This window comes from Acidovorax sp. GW823-FHT05D11, from assembly GCF_058795695.1.
Window position 1 is genome coordinate 1,639,485 of the sequence record NZ_CM179502.1, and the last position, 18,442, is coordinate 1,657,926.

The window sequence follows — 18,442 nt, forward strand, 5'->3', positions numbered from 1 at the left end:
CCCATGGACGCGCTCCTCTTCGCCCCGGTGGCCGTGGCCATTGCGCTCACGCCCGGCCCCAACAACTTCTGCGGCCTCAACAACGGCATCCGCGCGGGCATCGGCGCGGCGCTGGTGGCCACGCTGGGGCGGGTGGCGGCGTTCGCCATCTTCCTGGCCATCTCGGCCGTGGGCCTGGGGGCGATGCTGCTGGCATCCGAGATGGCGTTCACGGTCGTCAAGTGGGTGGGCGCCTGCTACCTCTTCTGGCTGGGCTGGAAGGCATGGCGCAGCCGTGAGTTCAGCGGGCTGGAGGTGGTCGAGGGCGGCGACGTGAAATCCTCCGGCGCCCCGGTGCGGCTGAAGGCGCTCATCACCCAGGAGTTCCTGCTGGGCATCACCAACCCCAAGGCCATCATCCTGTTCGCGGCGATCTTCCCGCAGTTCATCGACCCGAGCCAGCCGGCCGTGCGCCAGTTCGTGGTGCTGGGCGCCGTGTACCTGGCGGCGGAGTTCGTCTCCACGGCCGTGTATGCCGCCGGCGGGCGCCAGATCCGCCGCTTCATCCGCACTTCGCGCGGCGTGGTCCGGCTGAACAAGGCCACGGGCGGTTTCTTCATGGGGGCGGGCGGCCTGCTGCTGGCCACCAATCGCTGACACCGGGGCGCGGGCGCGCCGCTACATCGCCTTGAACAGGTGGGCGTAGAGGCGGCTCACGGGCAGCTTCTCGGGTCGTCCGGCCAGCTCCAGGTGCAGCTTGCCCGCCTCGTCGCGGGTCACGGTGGTGATGCAACTGGCGCGCACCAGCGTGCTGCGGTGGATCTGCCAGAACACCTGGGTGTCGAGCTGGCCGATCAGGTCCTTGAGCGGGGTGCGGATCAGGTACTCACGCGCTGCGGTCAGCACCCGCACGTACTTGTCGGCCGCCTCGAAATACAGCACGTCGGCCACCGGCACCATGTGGATCTGGCTGCCGCTGCTGGCCTGGATGAGCGTGAGCGGCGTGCCCGTCGCCGGTGCAGCGGGCGCAGCTGCGGCAACGGGGGCCGCCACCCCCGGCGCCACCAGCAAATGCCGCAGTTGCGCCATGGTTGCTTCAAAATCAATAGCGGCTGGCGCTTTGCTGGCAAGCGCCAGCTGCAGTTTCTGCACTGTTTTTTGCAGCCGCGCGGCCTGCACGGGCTTGAGCAGGTAGTCCACCGCCTGCGCTTCGAACGCCTGCACCGCGTACTGGTCGTAGGCGGTCACGAACACCAGCGCCGGGAAGGGGCGGCCCGCGGGGCCTTCCGTTGGCCAGGCGTCGGCCAGTTCCACGGCCGCGTCCAGCCCGCTCTGGCCGGGCATGCGGATGTCGAAGAACAGCACGTCCGGCTGCAGCGCCAGGGCCTGGCGCACGGCGGACAGACCGTCGCCCACGGTGGCCACGACCTGCAGCCCGGGCCAGGCCCGGGCCAGCTCTTGCTGCAGCGCGGCGGCGAGCAGGGGTTCGTCTTCAGCAATCAGGGCGCGCACGGCAGGCTGGGTCATGGGGTGGTGGTCGACGGGCTCGATTTCAAGGGAAAAGTGACCGTAGCGCTTGTCCCGCCAGCGCTGCCAGCTATCAATTTCAGAGTACCCGCCGTTCCGTGCAGTGTGGCCAGCCGCTCACGCGCCTGGGCCAGGCCAAAGCTCTGCCCCGGCCCCGGGGTGGGCAGGGTGTCGGGCAGGCCCGCGCCGGTGTCGGTCACCTCCAGCACCAATAGCGGCCCGCTGTCACTCTGCCGCGTGCTGGCACGCACGGTGATGTGCCCGCCCTCGACCTGCGGCTCCAACCCGTGGCGGATGGCGTTTTCCACCAGGGGCTGCAGCAGCAGCGGCGGCACGGGCACATCGCGCAGCGCGTCGGGCAGGTCCAGCGTGTAGGCCAGGCGCGGGCCCATGCGCACCGCCATCAGCTCCAGGTAGTCACGCAGGCGCTCGAACTCGTTCTCCAGCCGGTGTTGGGTGCTGCGCGAGGCGCTGAGCGTGGCGCGCAGGTAGCCGATCATGCGGTCCAGCATCTCCTGCGCGCGGGCCGGGTCGGTGCCGATCAGCATGCGCAGGTTGGCCAGGGTGTTGAACAGCATGTGGGGTTCGAGCTGCGTTTCCAGCAGCTTGAGCTGCGCTTCGCTCGCCTGGCTGCGCACCTCGTTGACCTTGGCCAGCAGCCAGGCGCTTTTGCTCTTGGTGTAGAAGTAGTAGGTGCCCAGGAACCCCGCCACCACGGTGATGCCGATGGAGATGCGCAGCTGCGCACGGCCACCCTGGTCCCACGACGAGCTGCCGCACCACCAGTCGCCCAGCAGCGTGCCGCCCAGGTAGCCCAGCACGATGCTGGCAAACGGCAGCAGGAACCCGGACAGGCCCGTGGGCCAGCCCGTCTCCTTGCTGGACGGAAACAGGTGCCGGCCGAAGTCGATCAGCGCCCAGGTCAGCGAGCCGATGGCCAGCGAGTAGCGGGCCGGGATGTCGTAGGCCTTCTCGGGCTGGAAGGCGTACTGCAGGGCCGCGATGGCCAGGCAGAAGGCCAGCACCTGCAGCAGGTGCTGCAACTTCTCGATCCAGTCGATTTTCATGGCGGCGCGGGCGTGGTGGTCGAAGGCGCAGGCCGTGGGGCCTAGCGCTGGTTGCGCTCTTGCTGGTCGCGCAAAAGCCGCTCGCGCTCCTTTTGCACCATGCGCTCGCGCAGGCCGCTGCCGGTGCCCAGCACGAACACCGAGATGCCGTGCAGCGCCAGCCCCAGGCCCCAGCCCAGCAGCGGGAACACCGACCACGGCCGGTTGCCGAAGCCGTAGCGCGACAGGCTGAACAGCACCAGGTTGACCACGACGAAGGCGGCGGCGTGCACATACCAGCCCAGCTTGGCGCCAGCGCGCCGGCGGGCCAGTTGTTCGATGTCGTCGGGGGTCATGGGTTGGGGCATGGTGAGGGGTCGATTCTAGGCGGGCGCCGCGCGGGCTCAGCCCTGGCAGGCGTGGGCGATGGTGCGCACGGCCAGCGCGTTCAGCGTGAGGCCGATGTGGTTCACGCCGGTGTGCCGCGTCATGCGGTCACGGAGCGCCACGGCGCGGCAGCGGCAGCAGGTGCTGCTCGAAGTAGCGCACGATCCGCAGGTCGACAGCGTGCATCTGGCTGCGGTCGAAGCCCGGCGGGTCGCCCAGCAGCCGCGCCGCCAGCGCGGACATCCGGTCCCGGGGCGGCGGTGGGGAGAGCAGCGCGCCGTGGCCGGCGTCGGGCAGGGCGGCCAGCAGGGTGCAGCGGTCGGCGCAGGCCTGGAGCACACGGTCGCTGTGAAAGCGGGGCACCAGCCACAGGTCGTGCCCGGAGGTGATCAGCGCCAGGGGCACGCGCGGCCTGGCCAGTGACTCCATGTCGAAATCCGCCGCGGCCGGCACCCCCGCCACCACGGCCGCGATGCGCGGTTCGCCATGGGCCTGCCAGGCGGCGTCGTCAAAACGCTGGCGGATGACGCCCAGCGCCACGGCCTTCTTCACGCCGTCGAGGAGGTTGCCCTTGAGTTCGGTGGCAAGCCCCACGCAGGTCGCGAAGTCGTCCGCGATGTGGGCTTCGCAGTGCTGCCGGAACAAGGCGGGCGACCAGCGTCCGCCAGCCAGGCTGAGGGCGGTGTGGCCGCCGGCGGACATGCCGTACATGCCCACCCGGTCCAGCGACAGCAGGGGCGCCAGGGCCGCGTCCTTGGCGATGGCGTCGATGGCGCGCGAGACCTCGGCCGGGCGCCGCTTCCAGCTTTCGGGGCCGGGGGTCGACGGGTCTTTCGCGTTGTCGCCGGCGTGTTCGGGCAGGGCCACCACGAAGCCCGCGCCCACCAGGGCGCGCGCCAGGTCCGAGTGCACCCACGGGTTGCCGCCGGAGCCGTGCGACACCACGACCAGCCGGCCGTTGCCCGCCACCGGAGCGCCTTGCCAGGCCGCCTGGAGGCTGAAGGGGCCGCGCTGCAGTGCCTCGTCGGGTGCGCTGCTGGGGTAGTACACGGTGACGGGGCCGTCGCCCTGCATGCCCGGAATCTCCATGAGGCCCGTACCCGCCTGCGCCAGGCTGGCGCACACGGCGAGCAGGCCCGCCAGGATCAGGAAAACGTGGTGGTGGGTGTGCAGCTGTTTCATGGAGCCTCGCTCAGGATGGGTTGTGGTTCTGGGCAATGCGGTCGCGCTCGGCCTGCACCATGCGCTCGTGCAGGCCGGACCCACCAGCCAGCAGAAACACCACGATGCCGTGCACGGCCAGGCCGATGCCCCAGCCCAGCGCGGGGTAGACGGCCCAGTGGCGGCCGCTGCTGGCGGACAGCGTGACGAGCAGCAGGTTGACCAGAAGATAGACGCTGGCGTGCATGTACCAGCCCAGCTTGGCGCCGGCGCGTTTGCGGGCCAGGCGTTCGATGGGGTCGTTGAAGGTCGGTTCTTGGCGCATGGCGGGTTCTCCTAAACAGTCAGGCAAGGCAGGGAAGGGGAGGGCAGGCAACGGGCATGGCCGGGGTTCAGGTGCCCACCGGCGAGGCGCCGAAGACCGCGCTGTGCTGCGCCAGGCGCCACAGACGCAGTGCCCGGGCGGCAAACAGGCCGTTGAACACGCCGTAGAGGGCGGAGATCTGCAGGGCGAACGCGCCGTCCCGGGCCAGGGACGGCTGCAGGGCCAGCTCGGCGCCCACGAAGTACTTGGTCAGGAAGATGCCGATGATCAGCGCCAGCGGCATCGCGCTGCCCGGAACGTGGAAGCTGCGCGAGGAGGCCGCGTAGAGCGTGCCGGCCGGCGCGGTGGGCTGGAACCACAGGGCCAGCGCGCCGATCAGCACCGCGGCCACGAGCCAGGCGCCGACCGCCTGCGCCGCCGTCTGGCCCGCGCCGCCAAACGCCGACACGACGCCCGCCACGGAGAAGATGGCCATGCCCACGGGCATGAGCAGGGTCCGGCGCAGGCTGGCGGTGCGGTCGCACAGCTGGCTGGCCCCCAGCCCCACGAGGGCGGCCAGCAGGCCCCAGACCCAGTAGGGAGTGTGCGTGACGATCTGGATCAGTGCCTGGGGCTGGTGAACAATCACATTGAGCAGCATGGTGTGGTTCCTTGGTGTGGAGGGGATGTGGGGGCTGGAAAGGGGCGGGGTCAGAGCAGGCCCAGCTGGCTCCAGAGCGAGTGCCCCAGAAAACGCCCGGGCAACAGGGTGAAGCCGCCTGCGACGATGCAGGCGCCGATGTAGATGCGCTGCATGACCACGCGGTGGCCGGCGATGTTGCGCCGGGCCAGGTAGATGAAGGACAGCACCAGCATCCCCAGCGTCACCGGGATCAGCAGGTGGATGAGCCCGAAGCTCCCCCAGCGGGGACCATTGCCGCCGCTGATGAAGATGGCGGAGACCGCGGTGGCCACCATGAGGGTGACCCAGGCATATCCGGCGGCGCGGTGCAGGCGGGGGCGCTGGGTGGCGCCCTTGCGCGCCCACAGGGCGAGGGGGCCGATGGCCGTGGCGGCGAGGGCGGCGGCGAGGTGGATGGCGATGACGGGGGTGAGTTGCATGGGGTGCTCCTGGCGCGTTCGATGGAGCGGACTGTGCCGCCGCCCGCCCGGGGCCGCCAGCGCCTTGCGACGAAACGCGGCCTGGCTGCCGCGAAATGCAGGATGGCGGTGCGGCCTGCAGGGCCTTGGGCCCCCGATTTCATGCAAACTCCGGGGAATGTGGGGACGCCGCCCGCCCGGAACGGAAGGTGCCCTGGCGCCCGGCCTCCCAGGTTTACTTTTCTTCGCACAGCGTTCAAGGCAAAGCTTGAATTGACTCTCTACGATCAGGCATGGCGCGATCCCCGCCGCCGCCTGTTGCCATTCCCCCAGTCCGGCCCGCAGCCCAAGAACACGAATCAGGACCGCCATGAACCCGCAAGACGTCAACGCGCCCCCGCCATCGGCCATTCCGCCCGCCCCCGCGGCCCCACCGCCCCGGCGCTCGCGATGGGTGGGCAGCCTGCTGGCCCTGGTGCTGGTGGGCCTTGTCGGCGGGGCTGCCTGGTACCTCGTCCAGCGTTCCGGCGGCGAGCAGGGCGCCGGGCCCGGCCGGGGCATGCCCGGGGGCGGGCGCCCCATGGTCACCGTGGGCGACGCGGTGGCGCGCAGGGCGGAGCTGCCCGTGGTCATCGACGCGCTGGGCACCGTGATCCCCGCCACCACCGTCACGCTGCGGCCCCAGGTGTCGGGCATGCTCACGCAGGTGCTTTTCACCGAGGGCCAGATGGTCAAGAAGGGGCAGGTGCTGGCGCAGATCGACCCCAGGCCCTTCGAGCAGGCGCTGATGCAGGCCCAGGGCACCCGGCAGCGGGACGAGGCCCAGCTGGAGAATGCGCGCCTCACGCTGGAGCGCTACCGCACCCTGCTGTCGCAGGACTCCATCGCCCGCCAGGACGTGGACACGCAGGCCGCGCTGGTCAAGCAGCTTGAAGGCACGGTGATGACCGACAAGGCCCAGGAAGGCACGGCGCGCCTGAACCTGGACTACACGCGCATCACCTCGCCCGCCACGGGCCGCATCGGGCTGCGCACGGTGGATGCGGGCAACTATGTGACATCGGGCGACGCGGCGGGCATCGCCACCATCACCCAGGTGGCCCCGATCGACGTGCAGTTCTCGGTCCCGCAGGACCGCGTGGGCGATGTCCGGGCGGCGCAGGGCGCGGCGCCCACGCTGGCCGTGACGGCACTGGACCGCACGCGCAAGGTCGAACTCGACAAGGGCCTTTTTTCCACGCTGGACAACCAGGTGGACACCACCACAGGTACCGTCAAGGCCAAGGCGCGCTTCGAGAACGCGGCGGGGGCGCTTTTTCCCAACCAGTTCGTGAACGTGCAGCTGCTGCTGCGCAACGTGCCCGCGGTGGTGGTCCCGGTGACGGCCGTGCGCACGGGCGCCAATGGCGACTATGTCTATGTCATCAACGAAGACCGCACCGTGTCCCTGCGCAAGGTCAAGCGCGGCCAGGCGACCGTGGGGCTCATGGCCATCGCCGAAGGGCTCCGGGAGGGCGAACGCGTGGTGACCGAGGGCGGGGACCGCCTGCAGGACGGCATGGCCGTGCAGCTGCCCGGTGCCCCGGCGGCCGCGCGCGGCCCCCGCCCGGGCGCCAGCGGGCCCCGCTCGGGAGCGAGCGGGCCGCGTGGCGGTGCCTCCGGTGAAGGTCAGCAGCGCCGCCAGCGCCCCGCGCAGAACCCCTGAGCCGCCACCAGCATGAGTCCTTCACGTCCCTTCATCGAAAGGCCCGTGGCCACCGCGCTCCTGATGGTGGCCATCGTGCTCGCCGGGCTGCTGGGTTTCCGCTTCCTGCCGCTGTCCGCCCTGCCCGAGGTGGACTACCCCACCATCCAGGTCCAGACGCTGTACCCGGGCGCAAGTCCCGAAGTGATGAGCCGCACCGTGAGCGCGCCGCTGGAGCGGCAGTTCGGCCAGATGCCGGGGCTGGAGCGCATGGCCTCGACCAGCGCCTCGGGCGTGTCCATCATCACCCTGCAGTTCGGCCTGGGCCTGGCGCTGGACGTGGCCGAGCAGGAGGTGCAGGCGGCCATCAACGCCGGCAACTCGCTGCTGCCCGCCGACTTGCCCGCGCCGCCGGTGTATGCCAAGGTGAACCCCGCCGATGCGCCGGTGCTCACGCTGGCCATCAGCTCGGACACGCTGCCGCTGACCGAGGTGCAGAACCTGGTCAACACCCGCCTGGCGCAGAAGATCAGCCAGGTCAGTGGCGTGGGGCTGGTGTCGCTGGCGGGCGGGCAGCGCCCCGCGGTGCGCATCCAGGCCGACAGCAAGGCGCTGGCGTCGTACGGCATTGGCCTCGATACCCTGCGCACGGCCATCACCTCGGCCAATGCCAACAGCGCCAAGGGCAGTTTCGACGGGCCGCAGCGCTCCTACACCATCAACGCCAACGACCAGCTGCTGACGGTGGACGACTACAAGAACCTCATCGTGTCCTGGCGCAACGGCGCGCCGGTGCGCATGCTGGAGGTGGCGCGCGTGGTCGACAGCGCCGAGAACAACCGCCTGGGCGCCTGGGCCAACGAGACCCCGGCCATCATCCTGAACGTGCAGCGCCAACCGGGCGCCAACGTGATCGCCACGGTGGACAACATCAAGAAGCTGCTGCCCGAGCTGCAGGCGGGCCTGCCCGCGTCGCTCAAGGTCCAGGTGCTGTCCGACCGCACCACGGGCATCCGCGCCTCGGTGCACCATGTGGAGATGGAGCTGGTCCTGGCCGTGCTCATGGTCGTGCTGGTGATCTTCTTCTTCCTGCACAGCCTGCGGGCCACGGTCATCGCCAGCCTGGCGGTGCCCATCTCGCTCATCGGCACCTGCGGGGTGATGTACCTGCTGGGCTACAGCCTCAACAACCTGAGCCTGATGGCGCTGACCATCGCCACCGGCTTCGTGGTGGACGATGCCATCGTGATGATCGAGAACATCGCGCGCTACCTGGAGGAGGGCGAGCCGCCGTTCCAGGCCGCGCTCAAGGGCGCCACGCAGATCGGCTTCACCATCATCTCGCTGACCGTGTCGCTGATCGCGGTGCTCATCCCGCTGCTGTTCATGAGCGATGTGGTCGGCCGCCTGTTCCGCGAATTCGCGGTCACGCTCGCCATCACCATCCTCATCTCCGGCATCGTGTCGCTCACGCTGGTGCCCATGATGGCCGCGCGCTGGCTGCGTGCCGAACCCGTGGGCGGCCCCCGGGGGATGGCGGGGCGCATCAACCGGGGGTTCGAGCGGGTGATCGCGGGCTACGACCGCTGGCTGCAGTGGGTGCTGCGCCACCAGGGCGTGACCCTGGCGGTGGCGGTGCTCACGCTGGCGCTCACGGCCCTGCTGTATGTGGTGATTCCGAAGGGCCTGTTTCCCACGCAGGACACCGGCCAGCTGCAGGCGCGCATCGAGGCCTCGCAGGACGTTTCGTACGACCGCATGAGCGAACTCCAGCAGGCGGCCGTGCGCGCCATCCTGCAGGACCCGGACGTGTTGTCGCTCAGCTCTTTCGTGGGCGTGGATGCCGCCAACAACACCATGCTCAACGCCGGGCGCATGCTGATCAACCTCCAGCCCCGGCGCGACGCGCAGGAGGCGATCATGCTGCGGCTGCGCGAGCGGGTTCAGGCGGTGGCGGGGGTCACGCTGTACCTGCAGCCCACGCAGGACCTGACGATCGACGCGGAGACGGGGCCGACCGAGTACCGCGTATCCATCGGCGGCGTGGATTCCGCGCAGGTCAACGACTGGACGCGCAAGCTGGTCGAGCGGCTGCAGAGCGAACCCAAGGTGCGCAATGCCACCACCGATGCGGGCGCGCAGGGCCTGTCGGCCTATGTGGACATCGACCGCAACACGGCGTCGCGCCTGTCGGTCACGGCCAGCACCGTGGACGACACGCTGTACAGCGCGTTTGGCCAGCGCATCGTGTCCACGATCTTCACCGAGACCAACCAGTACCGGGTGATCCTGGAGGCGCAGCAGGAGCAGCTCAATACGCCCGAGGCGCTTGGCACGCTGCAGCTGCGCACCGGCTCCGGCACCCCGACCCCGCTGGCGGCCGTGGCCACCATCCGGGAACAGCTGGCTCCGCTGCAGGTGACGCGCGTGGCCCAGTACCCGGCCGCGACGCTGGGATTTGACAAGGCCGAAGGCGTGTCCCTGGGCAGCGCGGTGGACGCGATCCGCGCCGCGGCCAAGGAAATCGGTGTGCCGCCGGGGCTGTCGATGGAGTTCCTGGGTGCCGCGGGGGCCTACGAAAAGTCGCTCTCCAGCCAGCTGTGGCTGATCCTGGCGGCGATGGTGTGCGTCTACATCGTGCTGGGCGTGCTCTACGAAAGCTACATCCACCCCGTGACGATCCTCTCCACGCTGCCATCTGCCGGGGTGGGGGCGCTGCTGGCGCTCATGGTGTCGGGCAACGACCTGGGCGTGATCGGCATCATCGGGATCATCCTGCTGATCGGCATCGTCAAGAAGAACGCGATCATGATGATCGACTTCGCCATCGACGCGGAACGCCACCAGAACATGCCGCCGCAGCAGGCCATCCACCAGGCCGCGCTGCTGCGCTTTCGGCCCATTCTCATGACGACCCTGGCGGCGCTGTTCGCGGCGCTGCCGCTGATGCTGGGCTGGGGCGAGGGCGCCGAACTGCGCCGCCCGCTCGGGCTCGCGATTTTCGGGGGGCTCATCCTGAGCCAGATGCTCACGCTGTTCACCACGCCGGTGATCTACCTGGCGTTTGACCGGCTGGGCCGCCGATGGACGGGCAGGGGCACGGCGGCGGCGCCCTTGCAGGCAGGAGAGGCGCCATGAACCTGTCGCGCCCCTTTGTCGAGCGGCCGGTCGCGACCGTGCTGCTCACCATCGGCATGGCGCTGGCGGGGATCGCGGCTTTTTTCGTGCTGCCGGTCTCGCCTTTGCCGCAGGTGGACTATCCTGCCATTTCGGTATCGGCCAGCCTGGCGGGGGCCAGCCCCGAGACCATGGCCACCAGCGTGGCCACGCCGCTGGAGCGGCGGCTGGGGGTGATCGCGGGGGTCAATGAAATGACCTCGTCCAGTTCCAATGGCTCGGCGCGGGTCAGCCTGCAGTTCGACCTGAACCGCGATATCGACGCGGCGGCGCGGGAGGTGCAGGCCGCCATCAACGCCGCCCGCGCCGACCTGCCCGCCACGCTGCGCAGCAACCCCACCTACAGAAAGCGCAACTCGGCGGCGTCGCCCGTCATCATCCTCGCGCTGACGTCCAAGACCCGCACGCCGGGCGAGATCTACGATGCCGTCTCCAACGTGGTGAGCCAGCGCCTGTCGCAGGTGGAGGGTGTGGGCGAGGTGGAGATCGGTGGCGGCTCGCTGCCCGCCGTGCGGGTGGAGCTGCTGCCGTTCGCGCTCAACCGCTACGGCATCAGCACCGAGGATGTGCGCGCGGCGATCCAGGCATCGAACGCCAACCGCCCCAAGGGCGCCATCGAGGGCGATGGCCGCCGGCTGCAGATCTACACGCCGTCGCCCGCGCGCAAGGCCGCCGAGTACGAATCGCTGATCGTCGCCTGGCGCAACAACGCCGCCGTCCGGCTCGGGGATGTGGCGCGCGTGGTGGATGGCGTGGAGAACCTGCGCACCGTGGGGCTGTTCAATGGCGAGCCCGCCATCATCGTGCTGGTCACGCGCCAGCCCGGCGCCAACATCATCGAGACCGTGGATGCCGTGCGCGCCCTGCTGCCCGATCTGCAGGCGCAGTTGCCGCAGGACATCCAGGTGGCGGTGGCGTCTGACAGCACCAATTCCATCCGTTCGTCCCTGCACGAGATCGAGCTCACCCTGATGGTGTCCATCGCCCTCGTGGTGCTGGTGGTGGGCCTCTTTCTGCGCAAGGCGCGCGCCACCGTGATTCCGGCGGTCGCCACGGTGGTGTCCCTGCTGGGCACTTTCGGCGTCATGTATTTCCTGGGCTTCAGCCTGAACAACCTGAGCCTGATGGCGCTGACGGTGGCCACCGGCTTCGTGGTGGACGATGCCATCGTGGTGCTGGAAAACACCATGCGGCACATCGAGGCCGGCATGGGCCGCATGGAGGCCGCGCTGCGCGGCGCGCGCGAAGTGGGGTTCACCGTGCTCTCGATCAGCCTGTCGCTGGTGGCGGTGTTCATTCCGCTGCTGTTCATGGACGGGCAGGTGGGGCGGCTGTTCCGTGAGTTCGCGATCACGCTGTCGGCGGCGGTGATGATCTCGCTGGTGATCTCGCTCACCACCACGCCCATGATGTGCGCGTGGCTGCTGCGCGAGCATGATCCTGCCAGCGACAAGCCGCCGTCGCGCCTGGCGCGATGGGCCGAGCGCGGCTACCAGGGCGTGCTGCGCGGCTACGAGCACAGCCTGGACTGGGCGCTGGCCAGCAAGGCGCTGGTGGTTCTCATCCTGCTGGCGGTGATCGGGCTCAACGTGTACCTGTTCGCCAAGATTCCCAAGGGGTACTTCCCCGAGCAGGACAACGGACAGCTCAATGCGGGCCTGCGGGCCGACCAGAGCATCTCGTCCGACGCGCTGGCGCGCAAGCTGCGCGAGGCCGTGGAGATCATCCGCAAGGATCCAGCGGTCGATACCGTGGTGGGCTTCTCGGGGGGCAGCCGCGCTGGAGGCGGCTTCATGTTCGTGAATCTCAAGCCCCTGGCGCAGCGCACGGACAGCACGCCGGCCGTCATCGCGCGCCTGCGGCCGCAGCTCAACCAGATCACGGGGCTGCGCGTGTTCCTGAATCCGGTGCAGGACCTGCGGATGGGCGGGCGCTCCAGCAATTCCACCTACCAGTACACGCTCAAGAGCGACAACATGGCGGACCTCAAGCAATGGGCCGGCAAGCTGGCGGAGCGGCTCAAGGATGAACCGCTGCTCAAGGACGTGGACACGGACCAGGCGGAGAATGGCGTGGAGACCTATGTGGAGGTGGACCGCGCCAGTGCCTCGCGCCTGGGGGTGAGTTCATCGGCCGTCGACAACGCGCTGTACAACGCGTTCGGCCAGCGCTCCGTGGCCACGATCTATGGCGAACTCAACCAGTACGCCGTCATCATGGAGTGGGCGCCCGAATACACGCGGGGTCCGCCGGCGCTCAAGGACATCTACGTGGCGTCCAACCCGACCGGCGCCACGGGGACGGCGGCGAACCCGGGACAGCGCGGCGCGTCCACGGGGCAGGTGATCAGCACCACGCCCTCCACCATGGTGCCGCTCAGCGCCATCGCGCGCGTGGTGGAAAGGGCCTCGCCCACCTCCATCAGCCACCAGGACGGTGAACTGGCCACCACCATCTCGTTCAACATCGACCCCGGTACCACGCTGGGCCAGGCGCGCCAGGTGATCGAGCAGGCGGAGGCCGACATCGCCATGCCGACCAATGTGCGTGGCAGCTTCCAGGGCACGGCGCTGAGCGCGCAGCAATCCCAGGGGCAGCAGGCGTTCCTGATCATCACGGCCGTCGTGGTGATCTACATCGTGCTGGGCGTGCTGTATGAAAGCCTGATCCATCCGGTCACCGTGCTCACCACCCTGCCCTCGGCGGGGGTGGGGGCCGTGCTGGCCCTGCTGCTGTTCAACATGCAGTTCACCATCATCGCGCTCATCGGCGTGTTTCTTCTCATCGGGATCGTGAAGAAGAACGCCATCATGATCATCGACTTTGCCCTGGAGGCCGAGCGTGCCCGCGGCTTGACGGCGCTGGAGGCCGTGCGCGAGGCCTGTGTGCTGCGCTTTCGCCCCATCCTGATGACCACCATGGCCGCCGCGCTGGGCGCCTTGCCGCTGGCCATCGGCTTCGGCCAGGGGTCCGAGCTGCGCCAGCCCCTGGGCGTGGCGATCATCGGCGGGCTGATCGCCAGCCAGCTGCTGACCCTGCTCACCACCCCGGTGGTCTACGTGCTGCTCGATAAGCTGCGCACGCCCGCCCCCAACGAACAACACCTGAGCCGCGCCGGAGCCCCCGGCACGGCCACCTGATCGGTGCCCATGACACATTTCCATGCCCCGCTCACACCCGGCGCGCCCACGGCGCGCCGCGCCGCCCGCTACCCTGCGCCACGCCCCATGGCCCGCCCGGCCTCCCTGGCGGTGGTGGCGGCCATCGCGGCCCTGCTGTCCGCCTGCTCGGTCACGCCGCCTTACCAGCAACCCGACATGGCGGTGCCCACGTCGTTCAAGGAGGCGGGTGCCACCTGGGCCCCCGCGGCGCCTGCCGACGCGCTGGACCGTGGCCCCTGGTGGGAGCTGTTCCAGGATGCCGAGCTCAACCGCCTGGCCGAGCAGGTGCAGCTGTCCAACCAGAACATCGCCGCCGCCGTGGCGGCCTACGCGCAGGCGCAGGCCGTGGTGCGGCAACAGCGCGCGGGCCTGCTGCCGTCCGTGAGCCTCTCGGGCGGCGCCACGCGCACGGGCGGCGAGGGCGCCACGCGCTCGGGCCTGTCCACCCAGGCATCGCTGGGGGTGGACTGGGCGCCGGACCTCTGGGGACGCCTGCAAAGCGGCGTGAACAGCGCCCAGGCCAGCGCGCAGGCGAGCGAGGCGGACCTGGCCTCCGCGCGCCTGTCGGCCGTGGGCACGCTGGCCTCGGCCTACTTCCAGCTGCGCGAGGCGGATGCGGAGATCGAGCTGCTGCAGGCCACGGTGGAGGGCTATGAGCGCAGCCTGCAGATCGCCCGCAACCGCTACGGCGCCGGCGTGGTGGCCCAGACCGATGTGCTGCAGGCACAGACCCAGCTGGCCAATGCGCGCGCCGACCTGGCCACCGTGCGGCAAAACCGCGCGCGCTTCGAGCATGCGCTGGCCGTGCTGACCGGGCGCGCCCCGGCCGATTTTTCGCTGCCGCGCGCGCAGTGGGTGGCGGCGGTGCCCGAGGTTCCGCTGGGCGTGCCCTCGACGCTGCTGCAGCGCCGGCCCGACATCGCGGCGGCCGAGCGCGCGGTGGCGGCCGCCAATGCGCAGATCGGCATCCAGCGCGCGGGCTACTTTCCGAACCTGAGCCTGGGCGCGTCGGTGGGCAGCGGGGGCAGCAGCGTGGCCGACCTGTTCAAGGCGTCCACGCTGGTGTGGTCGCTCGGGCTGTCGGTGGCGCAGACGATCTTCGATGCCGGGGCCACCGCGGCCCGCGTGGAAGAAGCCCAGGCCGCGCGCGAGGGCCGCGTGGCGGTCTACCGCCAGACGGTGCTCACGGCCTTCCAGACGGTGGAAGACCAGCTCACGGTGCTGCGCACCTTGCAGGAACAGGAGCCTCTGCGCCGCGAGGCGGTGGCCGCGGCGGAGCGCACGGCGCAGCAGTTGCTCAACCGCTACCGCGAAGGGCAGGTGGGCTACACCGAGGTGGTCACGGCCCAGGTCTCGGCGCTGTCGGCGCAGCGCGCGCTGCTGCAATTGCAGGTCAACCGCCAGCTGGCGGCGGTGACGCTGGTGCAGGCGCTCGGCGGCGGGTGGCAGGCGCCGTGGCAGGAGCAGCAGCAGGCTCCGGCTCAAACGCTCCCGCATTCCCGGCCCTGAGTGGGCTGGGGCCTGCGCGGGCCCGCCACAGGCTCGCTGCGCATATACTCCTGTTTTGATAGCTGCTAGCGCTTGCCAGGCAAGCGGTAGAGCCCGATTTGACTTAAATTTTCTTTAAGGAGTGCGCGTGGACGTTCTATTGCTGGTCAAGGCCGCCATCATGGGCGTGGTCGAGGGCCTGACCGAGTTCCTGCCCATTTCCTCCACGGGGCACCTGATCCTGGCGGGCTCGCTGCTGGGCTTCGACGATGCCAAGGCCAAGGTGTTCGACATCGCCATCCAGACGGGCGCCATCTTCGCCGTCATCCTGGTGTACTGGCAGAAGATCCGCGAGACGCTGGTGGCCCTGCCCACCGAGCGCCAGGCCCAGCGGTTCGCGCTCAACGTGTTCATCGGCTTCCTGCCCGCCGTGGTGCTGGGCCTGCTGTTCGGCAAGATGATCAAGGCGCACCTGTTCACGCCGGTGGTGGTGGCCAGCACCTTCATCCTGGGCGGCTTCATCATCCTGTGGGCCGAGCGGCGCTCGCCGGCCGCCACGCGCATCCAGACGGTGGACGAGATGACGCCGCTCGATGCGCTCAAGGTGGGCCTGGTGCAGTGCCTGGCGATGGTGCCCGGCACCAGCCGCAGCGGCGCCACCATCATCGGCGGCATGCTGCTGGGGCTGTCGCGCAAGGCGGCAACGGACTTCTCGTTCTTCCTGGCCATCCCCACGCTGATCGGTGCCGGGGTGTACAGCCTGTACAAGGAGCGCGCGCTGCTGTCGGTGGCCGACATTCCGATGTTCGCGACCGGCCTGGTGTTCTCGTTCGTCAGCGCCTGGCTCTGCGTGCGCTGGCTGCTGCGCTACATCAGCAGCCACAGCTTCGTGCCGTTTGCGTACTACCGCATCGTGTTCGGCGTCGTCGTCCTGGCGACCGCATGGACGGGCTGGGTGCAATGGGCGGGCTGATAATCCGCGCATGAACCGTCCTGTTCCGTTTGCCTGTCTGTGGTCCTGTGCTGCGGCGCTGGCGTGCCTGGGCGCCACGCCGCTGGCGCGCGGCGCGCAATCGCGCGCTGCCGAGGGGCCGCCCGCCCCCCAGTTCAACTATGCGCTGGGCGCCATCATGGGCTCCAGCCCCGACTATGCGGGGGGCGATGGCCGCAAGAACAGCCTGCGGCCGGCATGGGCGATCGAGTACGGGCGCTTTCGGCTCAGCACATCGCGCGGGAGCGCCTTCATGGGCCACGGGCTCGGTCCACGCGAATCGGGCGCCAGTGCCACGCTGGCGCAGGGGGACCAATTTCACCTGGGCGCGTCGCTGCGCATCGACAAGGGGCGCGATGGATCGGATGCGCCCATCCTGGTGGGGCTGCCCTCGGTGCGCTCCACCTTGCGCGCGAGGGTGAGTGCCGGGTATGCGCTGACGCCGCGGTGGTCCGTGGGCGCGGGCTTCTCGCAGGACATTCTCGGGCGCGACGGGGGCGCGCAGATGTCCGCCAGCGTCGGGTATGCATGGCCCGTCACCGCGCAGACCACGGTGACCTTCGGCGCGGGTGCCAGCTTTGGCGACCGCAGCTACCTGCGCGGCCATTTCGGCGTGCCGGCGGGCGGTGCCAGCCCCTTGCCGGCATTTGACCCCGGCGCCGGGCTGTACAGCGTGGATGCGGGCGTGGAGGTCATGTCCGCCATCAATCGCCACTGGGTCGTGCTGGGTGCCGCGCGCGTGTCGCAGCTCAAGGGCGACGCACGCCGCAGCCCGCTGACGGTGGAGCCCACGGGGTACTCCGTGACCGTGGGCCTGGCGTACCGCTGCTGCCGGTAGCGGCGTGGGCGGACCTGGCCGCCGGTGCGAAAGAACGCGGTGGGGGCGAGAGCACCCGCAGGCAGGCCGGGGACGGGTGCCCATCGAAAGTGATAAGCTGGGGTAGACACACTGTTACCTGTAGCAGGGCAATGCGAAACGCGTTCCGCCACGGCGGGGCCGGCGCGTGTTGCCTCATCTGTTGATGATCCTTTCCCCGCCGGGGGCTTTCGCCGCATGATGCAAGACGAGCCTGAGTTGCCGCCGCCCGCCTACGCCGCCCGCAAGGAGTCCTGGTCCAAAGCGGAATTGCTCGATCTGATCACCCGCAGCGCCGGGGCGACCATGGCTGTGGTGGACCGCAGCCTGACCATGATCTATGTCAACGATGAGTATGCCCGGTGGTTCGGCACCGTGCCCCACCACCTGATCGGAAAGTCCCTGGTGGAGGTGTACGGCGAGATCGATTGCGCGCGCTTCATGCCCTTTGTCGAGCGCGTGCTGCAGGGCGAGCGCGTGCAGTACCAGCGCCTGCTGCGCACGCCCTATGGCTTTGACGAATGGCGCACCATCTGCCTGACGCCCTGGCACAACCCGCACGGCGTGATCGATGGCTTCATTACCACGGCGCTCGACGTCCATGAGCTGCAGGTCACCATGAACGCGCTGCGCGCCGCCAACCAGCGGCTTTCCTCGCACATGGAAAACAGCCCGCTCGCGGTGCTGGAGATGGACCACAACCTCAAGCTCCTGCATTGTTCGCAGCGTGCCGTGCAGCTCATGGGCTGGCTGCATGTGGCGGGGCTGGAGGGGCGGCTGCTGACGGAGCTCGTGGACCTGTCGTCCCAGGACGATGGGCTCGAGCATGCCCTGCAGCGCCTGCAGTCCGGGCAGGAGTCCCAGAACCGCGCGGAGACCTGCTTCACGCGGGAGGACGGGACCGAGGTGCATTGCGAGTGGTTCAACTCCGCGTTGACCGATGCCCAGGGCCAGGTCACCTCGATCATGGCGCTGGTGCAGGACGTCTCGGCCAAGATCCAGATCGCACGCCAGCAGCACTACCTGGCCAACCATGATTCGCTCACGGGCCTTTTCAACCGGGCGGCCTTTCAGAACCGGCTGGAGCAATCCCTGAGCCAGGCGCGGCGCAATGCGGGCTCCGTGGCGCTGCTGTTCATCGACCTGGACGGCTTCAAGGGCGTGAACGATTCCGAAGGCCATCGCGCCGGCGACGAGGTGCTGCGCATCGTCGCCCAGCGCATTGCCAGCACGGTGCGTGCGGGCGACACCCTGGCGCGCCTGGGCGGCGACGAATTCCTTGTCATGCTGGACCGGGACGTGACGCGCGATGTGACCGACACCATCGGCCAGCGCATCATTGACGCGCTGCACCAGGCCATGACCGTGGAAGGGCGGGATCTGTTCGTCGGCGCCAGCATCGGTGTCGCGGTGCACCCCCCGCTGGAGGGCGACATCGATGCCCTGATGAACCGGGCGGACCAGGCGATGTATTCCGCCAAGCGCGCGGGCAAGGGCCGGCTGCACTACGCGGACGCCGTCTGCCCTTGAGAGCCTGCCGGACCGGGGGCCCTGGCCCCGGCGCCGGGGCCGCGCGGCTT

The 18,442-nt window shown here is 69.6% G+C and carries 15 protein-coding genes; 8 read left to right on the top strand and 7 right to left on the bottom strand.

The genetic code is table 11. From position 1 onward, the window contains the following. Window positions 1-3: 3 nt before the first annotated feature. Window positions 4-636: a LysE family translocator gene (locus tag AC3RCE_RS07500; RefSeq protein ID WP_369641858.1), complete on the top strand. Its 633-nt coding sequence runs from the start codon at window positions 4-6 to the stop codon at window positions 634-636. A 21-nt stretch (window positions 637-657) separates the two neighbouring features. On the opposite strand, the gene AC3RCE_RS07505 is transcribed toward AC3RCE_RS07500, so the two are convergent. From AC3RCE_RS07505 to AC3RCE_RS07535, 7 genes are all read right to left on the bottom strand, one after another. Then, window positions 658-1,506, bottom strand: coding sequence for a LytR/AlgR family response regulator transcription factor (locus tag AC3RCE_RS07505; protein ID WP_492254841.1), 849 nt, complete (start codon window positions 1,504-1,506; stop codon window positions 658-660). Continuing rightward, complete coding sequence (locus tag AC3RCE_RS07510; RefSeq protein ID WP_218293816.1) at window positions 1,503-2,573, bottom strand: sensor histidine kinase; 1,071 nt, start codon at window positions 2,571-2,573, stop codon at window positions 1,503-1,505. The genes AC3RCE_RS07505 and AC3RCE_RS07510 overlap by 4 nt, the downstream gene beginning before the upstream one ends. Window positions 2,574-2,614: 41 nt before the next feature. Beyond that, window positions 2,615-2,920 carry a 2TM domain-containing protein gene (locus tag AC3RCE_RS07515; protein ID WP_218293817.1) on the bottom strand — a complete coding sequence of 102 codons (306 nt, stop codon included), beginning with the start codon at window positions 2,918-2,920 and terminating at the stop codon, window positions 2,615-2,617. A 127-nt stretch (window positions 2,921-3,047) separates the two neighbouring features. Then, entirely contained in the window at window positions 3,048-4,121 is a 1,074-nt protein-coding gene (locus AC3RCE_RS07520) for an alpha/beta hydrolase family protein (RefSeq protein WP_492254842.1), read from the bottom strand. Window positions 4,122-4,131: 10 nt separating this feature from the next. Then, a complete protein-coding gene (locus AC3RCE_RS07525) occupies window positions 4,132-4,425 on the bottom strand; it encodes a 2TM domain-containing protein (RefSeq protein WP_218293819.1) in 294 nt (97 codons plus the stop codon). Between the two features lie 67 nt (window positions 4,426-4,492). Next, window positions 4,493-5,065, bottom strand: a complete 573-nt coding sequence (locus tag AC3RCE_RS07530) for a DUF6622 family protein (RefSeq protein WP_218293820.1) — start codon at window positions 5,063-5,065, stop codon at window positions 4,493-4,495. Window positions 5,066-5,115: 50 nt separating this feature from the next. Further along, window positions 5,116-5,526 (bottom strand): DUF2306 domain-containing protein, encoded by a 411-nt coding sequence (locus AC3RCE_RS07535; protein ID WP_492245757.1) that lies wholly within the window; start codon window positions 5,524-5,526, stop codon window positions 5,116-5,118. Window positions 5,527-5,875: 349 nt separating this feature from the next. Between AC3RCE_RS07535 and AC3RCE_RS07540 the strand changes: the two genes are divergently transcribed. From AC3RCE_RS07540 to AC3RCE_RS07570, 7 genes are all read left to right on the top strand, one after another. Further along, a complete protein-coding gene (locus tag AC3RCE_RS07540; protein WP_492254843.1) occupies window positions 5,876-7,210 on the top strand; it encodes an efflux RND transporter periplasmic adaptor subunit in 1,335 nt (444 codons plus the stop codon). 12 nt (window positions 7,211-7,222) lie between these two features. Continuing rightward, complete coding sequence (locus tag AC3RCE_RS07545) at window positions 7,223-10,327, top strand: efflux RND transporter permease subunit (protein ID WP_218293823.1); 3,105 nt, start codon at window positions 7,223-7,225, stop codon at window positions 10,325-10,327. Continuing rightward, window positions 10,324-13,506: an efflux RND transporter permease subunit gene (locus tag AC3RCE_RS07550; protein WP_218341649.1), complete on the top strand. Its 3,183-nt coding sequence runs from the start codon at window positions 10,324-10,326 to the stop codon at window positions 13,504-13,506. Before AC3RCE_RS07545 ends, AC3RCE_RS07550 begins: the two co-directional genes overlap by 4 nt. Before the next feature lie 87 nt (window positions 13,507-13,593). Continuing rightward, window positions 13,594-15,036, top strand: coding sequence for an efflux transporter outer membrane subunit (locus tag AC3RCE_RS07555; protein WP_492255364.1), 1,443 nt, complete (start codon window positions 13,594-13,596; stop codon window positions 15,034-15,036). A 127-nt stretch (window positions 15,037-15,163) separates the two neighbouring features. Continuing rightward, window positions 15,164-15,988 carry an undecaprenyl-diphosphate phosphatase gene (locus AC3RCE_RS07560; RefSeq protein ID WP_492254844.1) on the top strand — a complete coding sequence of 275 codons (825 nt, stop codon included), beginning with the start codon at window positions 15,164-15,166 and terminating at the stop codon, window positions 15,986-15,988. Window positions 15,989-15,998: 10 nt separating this feature from the next. After that, window positions 15,999-16,844: a MipA/OmpV family protein gene (locus tag AC3RCE_RS07565; protein WP_255591799.1), complete on the top strand. Its 846-nt coding sequence runs from the start codon at window positions 15,999-16,001 to the stop codon at window positions 16,842-16,844. A 216-nt stretch (window positions 16,845-17,060) separates the two neighbouring features. Further along, window positions 17,061-18,392 carry a diguanylate cyclase domain-containing protein gene (locus tag AC3RCE_RS07570; protein ID WP_218293826.1) on the top strand — a complete coding sequence of 444 codons (1,332 nt, stop codon included), beginning with the start codon at window positions 17,061-17,063 and terminating at the stop codon, window positions 18,390-18,392. The last annotated feature ends 50 nt before the right edge of the window (window positions 18,393-18,442 follow it).

Bases quoted from the DNA above. Each gene is read 5' to 3' on its own strand.
- AC3RCE_RS07500 (WP_369641858.1), top strand. From the start codon at position 4: ATGGACGCGCTCCTCTTCGCCCCGGTGGCCGTGGCCATTGCGCTCACG.
- AC3RCE_RS07505 (WP_492254841.1), bottom strand. From the start codon at position 1,506: ATGACCCAGCCTGCCGTGCGCGCCCTGATTGCTGAAGACGAACCCCTG.
- AC3RCE_RS07510 (WP_218293816.1), bottom strand. From the start codon at position 2,573: ATGAAAATCGACTGGATCGAGAAGTTGCAGCACCTGCTGCAGGTGCTG.
- AC3RCE_RS07515 (WP_218293817.1), bottom strand. From the start codon at position 2,920: ATGCCCCAACCCATGACCCCCGACGACATCGAACAACTGGCCCGCCGG.
- AC3RCE_RS07520 (WP_492254842.1), bottom strand. From the start codon at position 4,121: ATGAAACAGCTGCACACCCACCACCACGTTTTCCTGATCCTGGCGGGC.
- AC3RCE_RS07525 (WP_218293819.1), bottom strand. From the start codon at position 4,425: ATGCGCCAAGAACCGACCTTCAACGACCCCATCGAACGCCTGGCCCGC.
- AC3RCE_RS07530 (WP_218293820.1), bottom strand. From the start codon at position 5,065: ATGCTGCTCAATGTGATTGTTCACCAGCCCCAGGCACTGATCCAGATC.
- AC3RCE_RS07535 (WP_492245757.1), bottom strand. From the start codon at position 5,526: ATGCAACTCACCCCCGTCATCGCCATCCACCTCGCCGCCGCCCTCGCC.
- AC3RCE_RS07540 (WP_492254843.1), top strand. From the start codon at position 5,876: ATGAACCCGCAAGACGTCAACGCGCCCCCGCCATCGGCCATTCCGCCC.
- AC3RCE_RS07545 (WP_218293823.1), top strand. From the start codon at position 7,223: ATGAGTCCTTCACGTCCCTTCATCGAAAGGCCCGTGGCCACCGCGCTC.
- AC3RCE_RS07550 (WP_218341649.1), top strand. From the start codon at position 10,324: ATGAACCTGTCGCGCCCCTTTGTCGAGCGGCCGGTCGCGACCGTGCTG.
- AC3RCE_RS07555 (WP_492255364.1), top strand. From the start codon at position 13,594: ATGGCCCGCCCGGCCTCCCTGGCGGTGGTGGCGGCCATCGCGGCCCTG.
- AC3RCE_RS07565 (WP_255591799.1), top strand. From the start codon at position 15,999: ATGAACCGTCCTGTTCCGTTTGCCTGTCTGTGGTCCTGTGCTGCGGCG.
- AC3RCE_RS07570 (WP_218293826.1), top strand. From the start codon at position 17,061: ATGATGCAAGACGAGCCTGAGTTGCCGCCGCCCGCCTACGCCGCCCGC.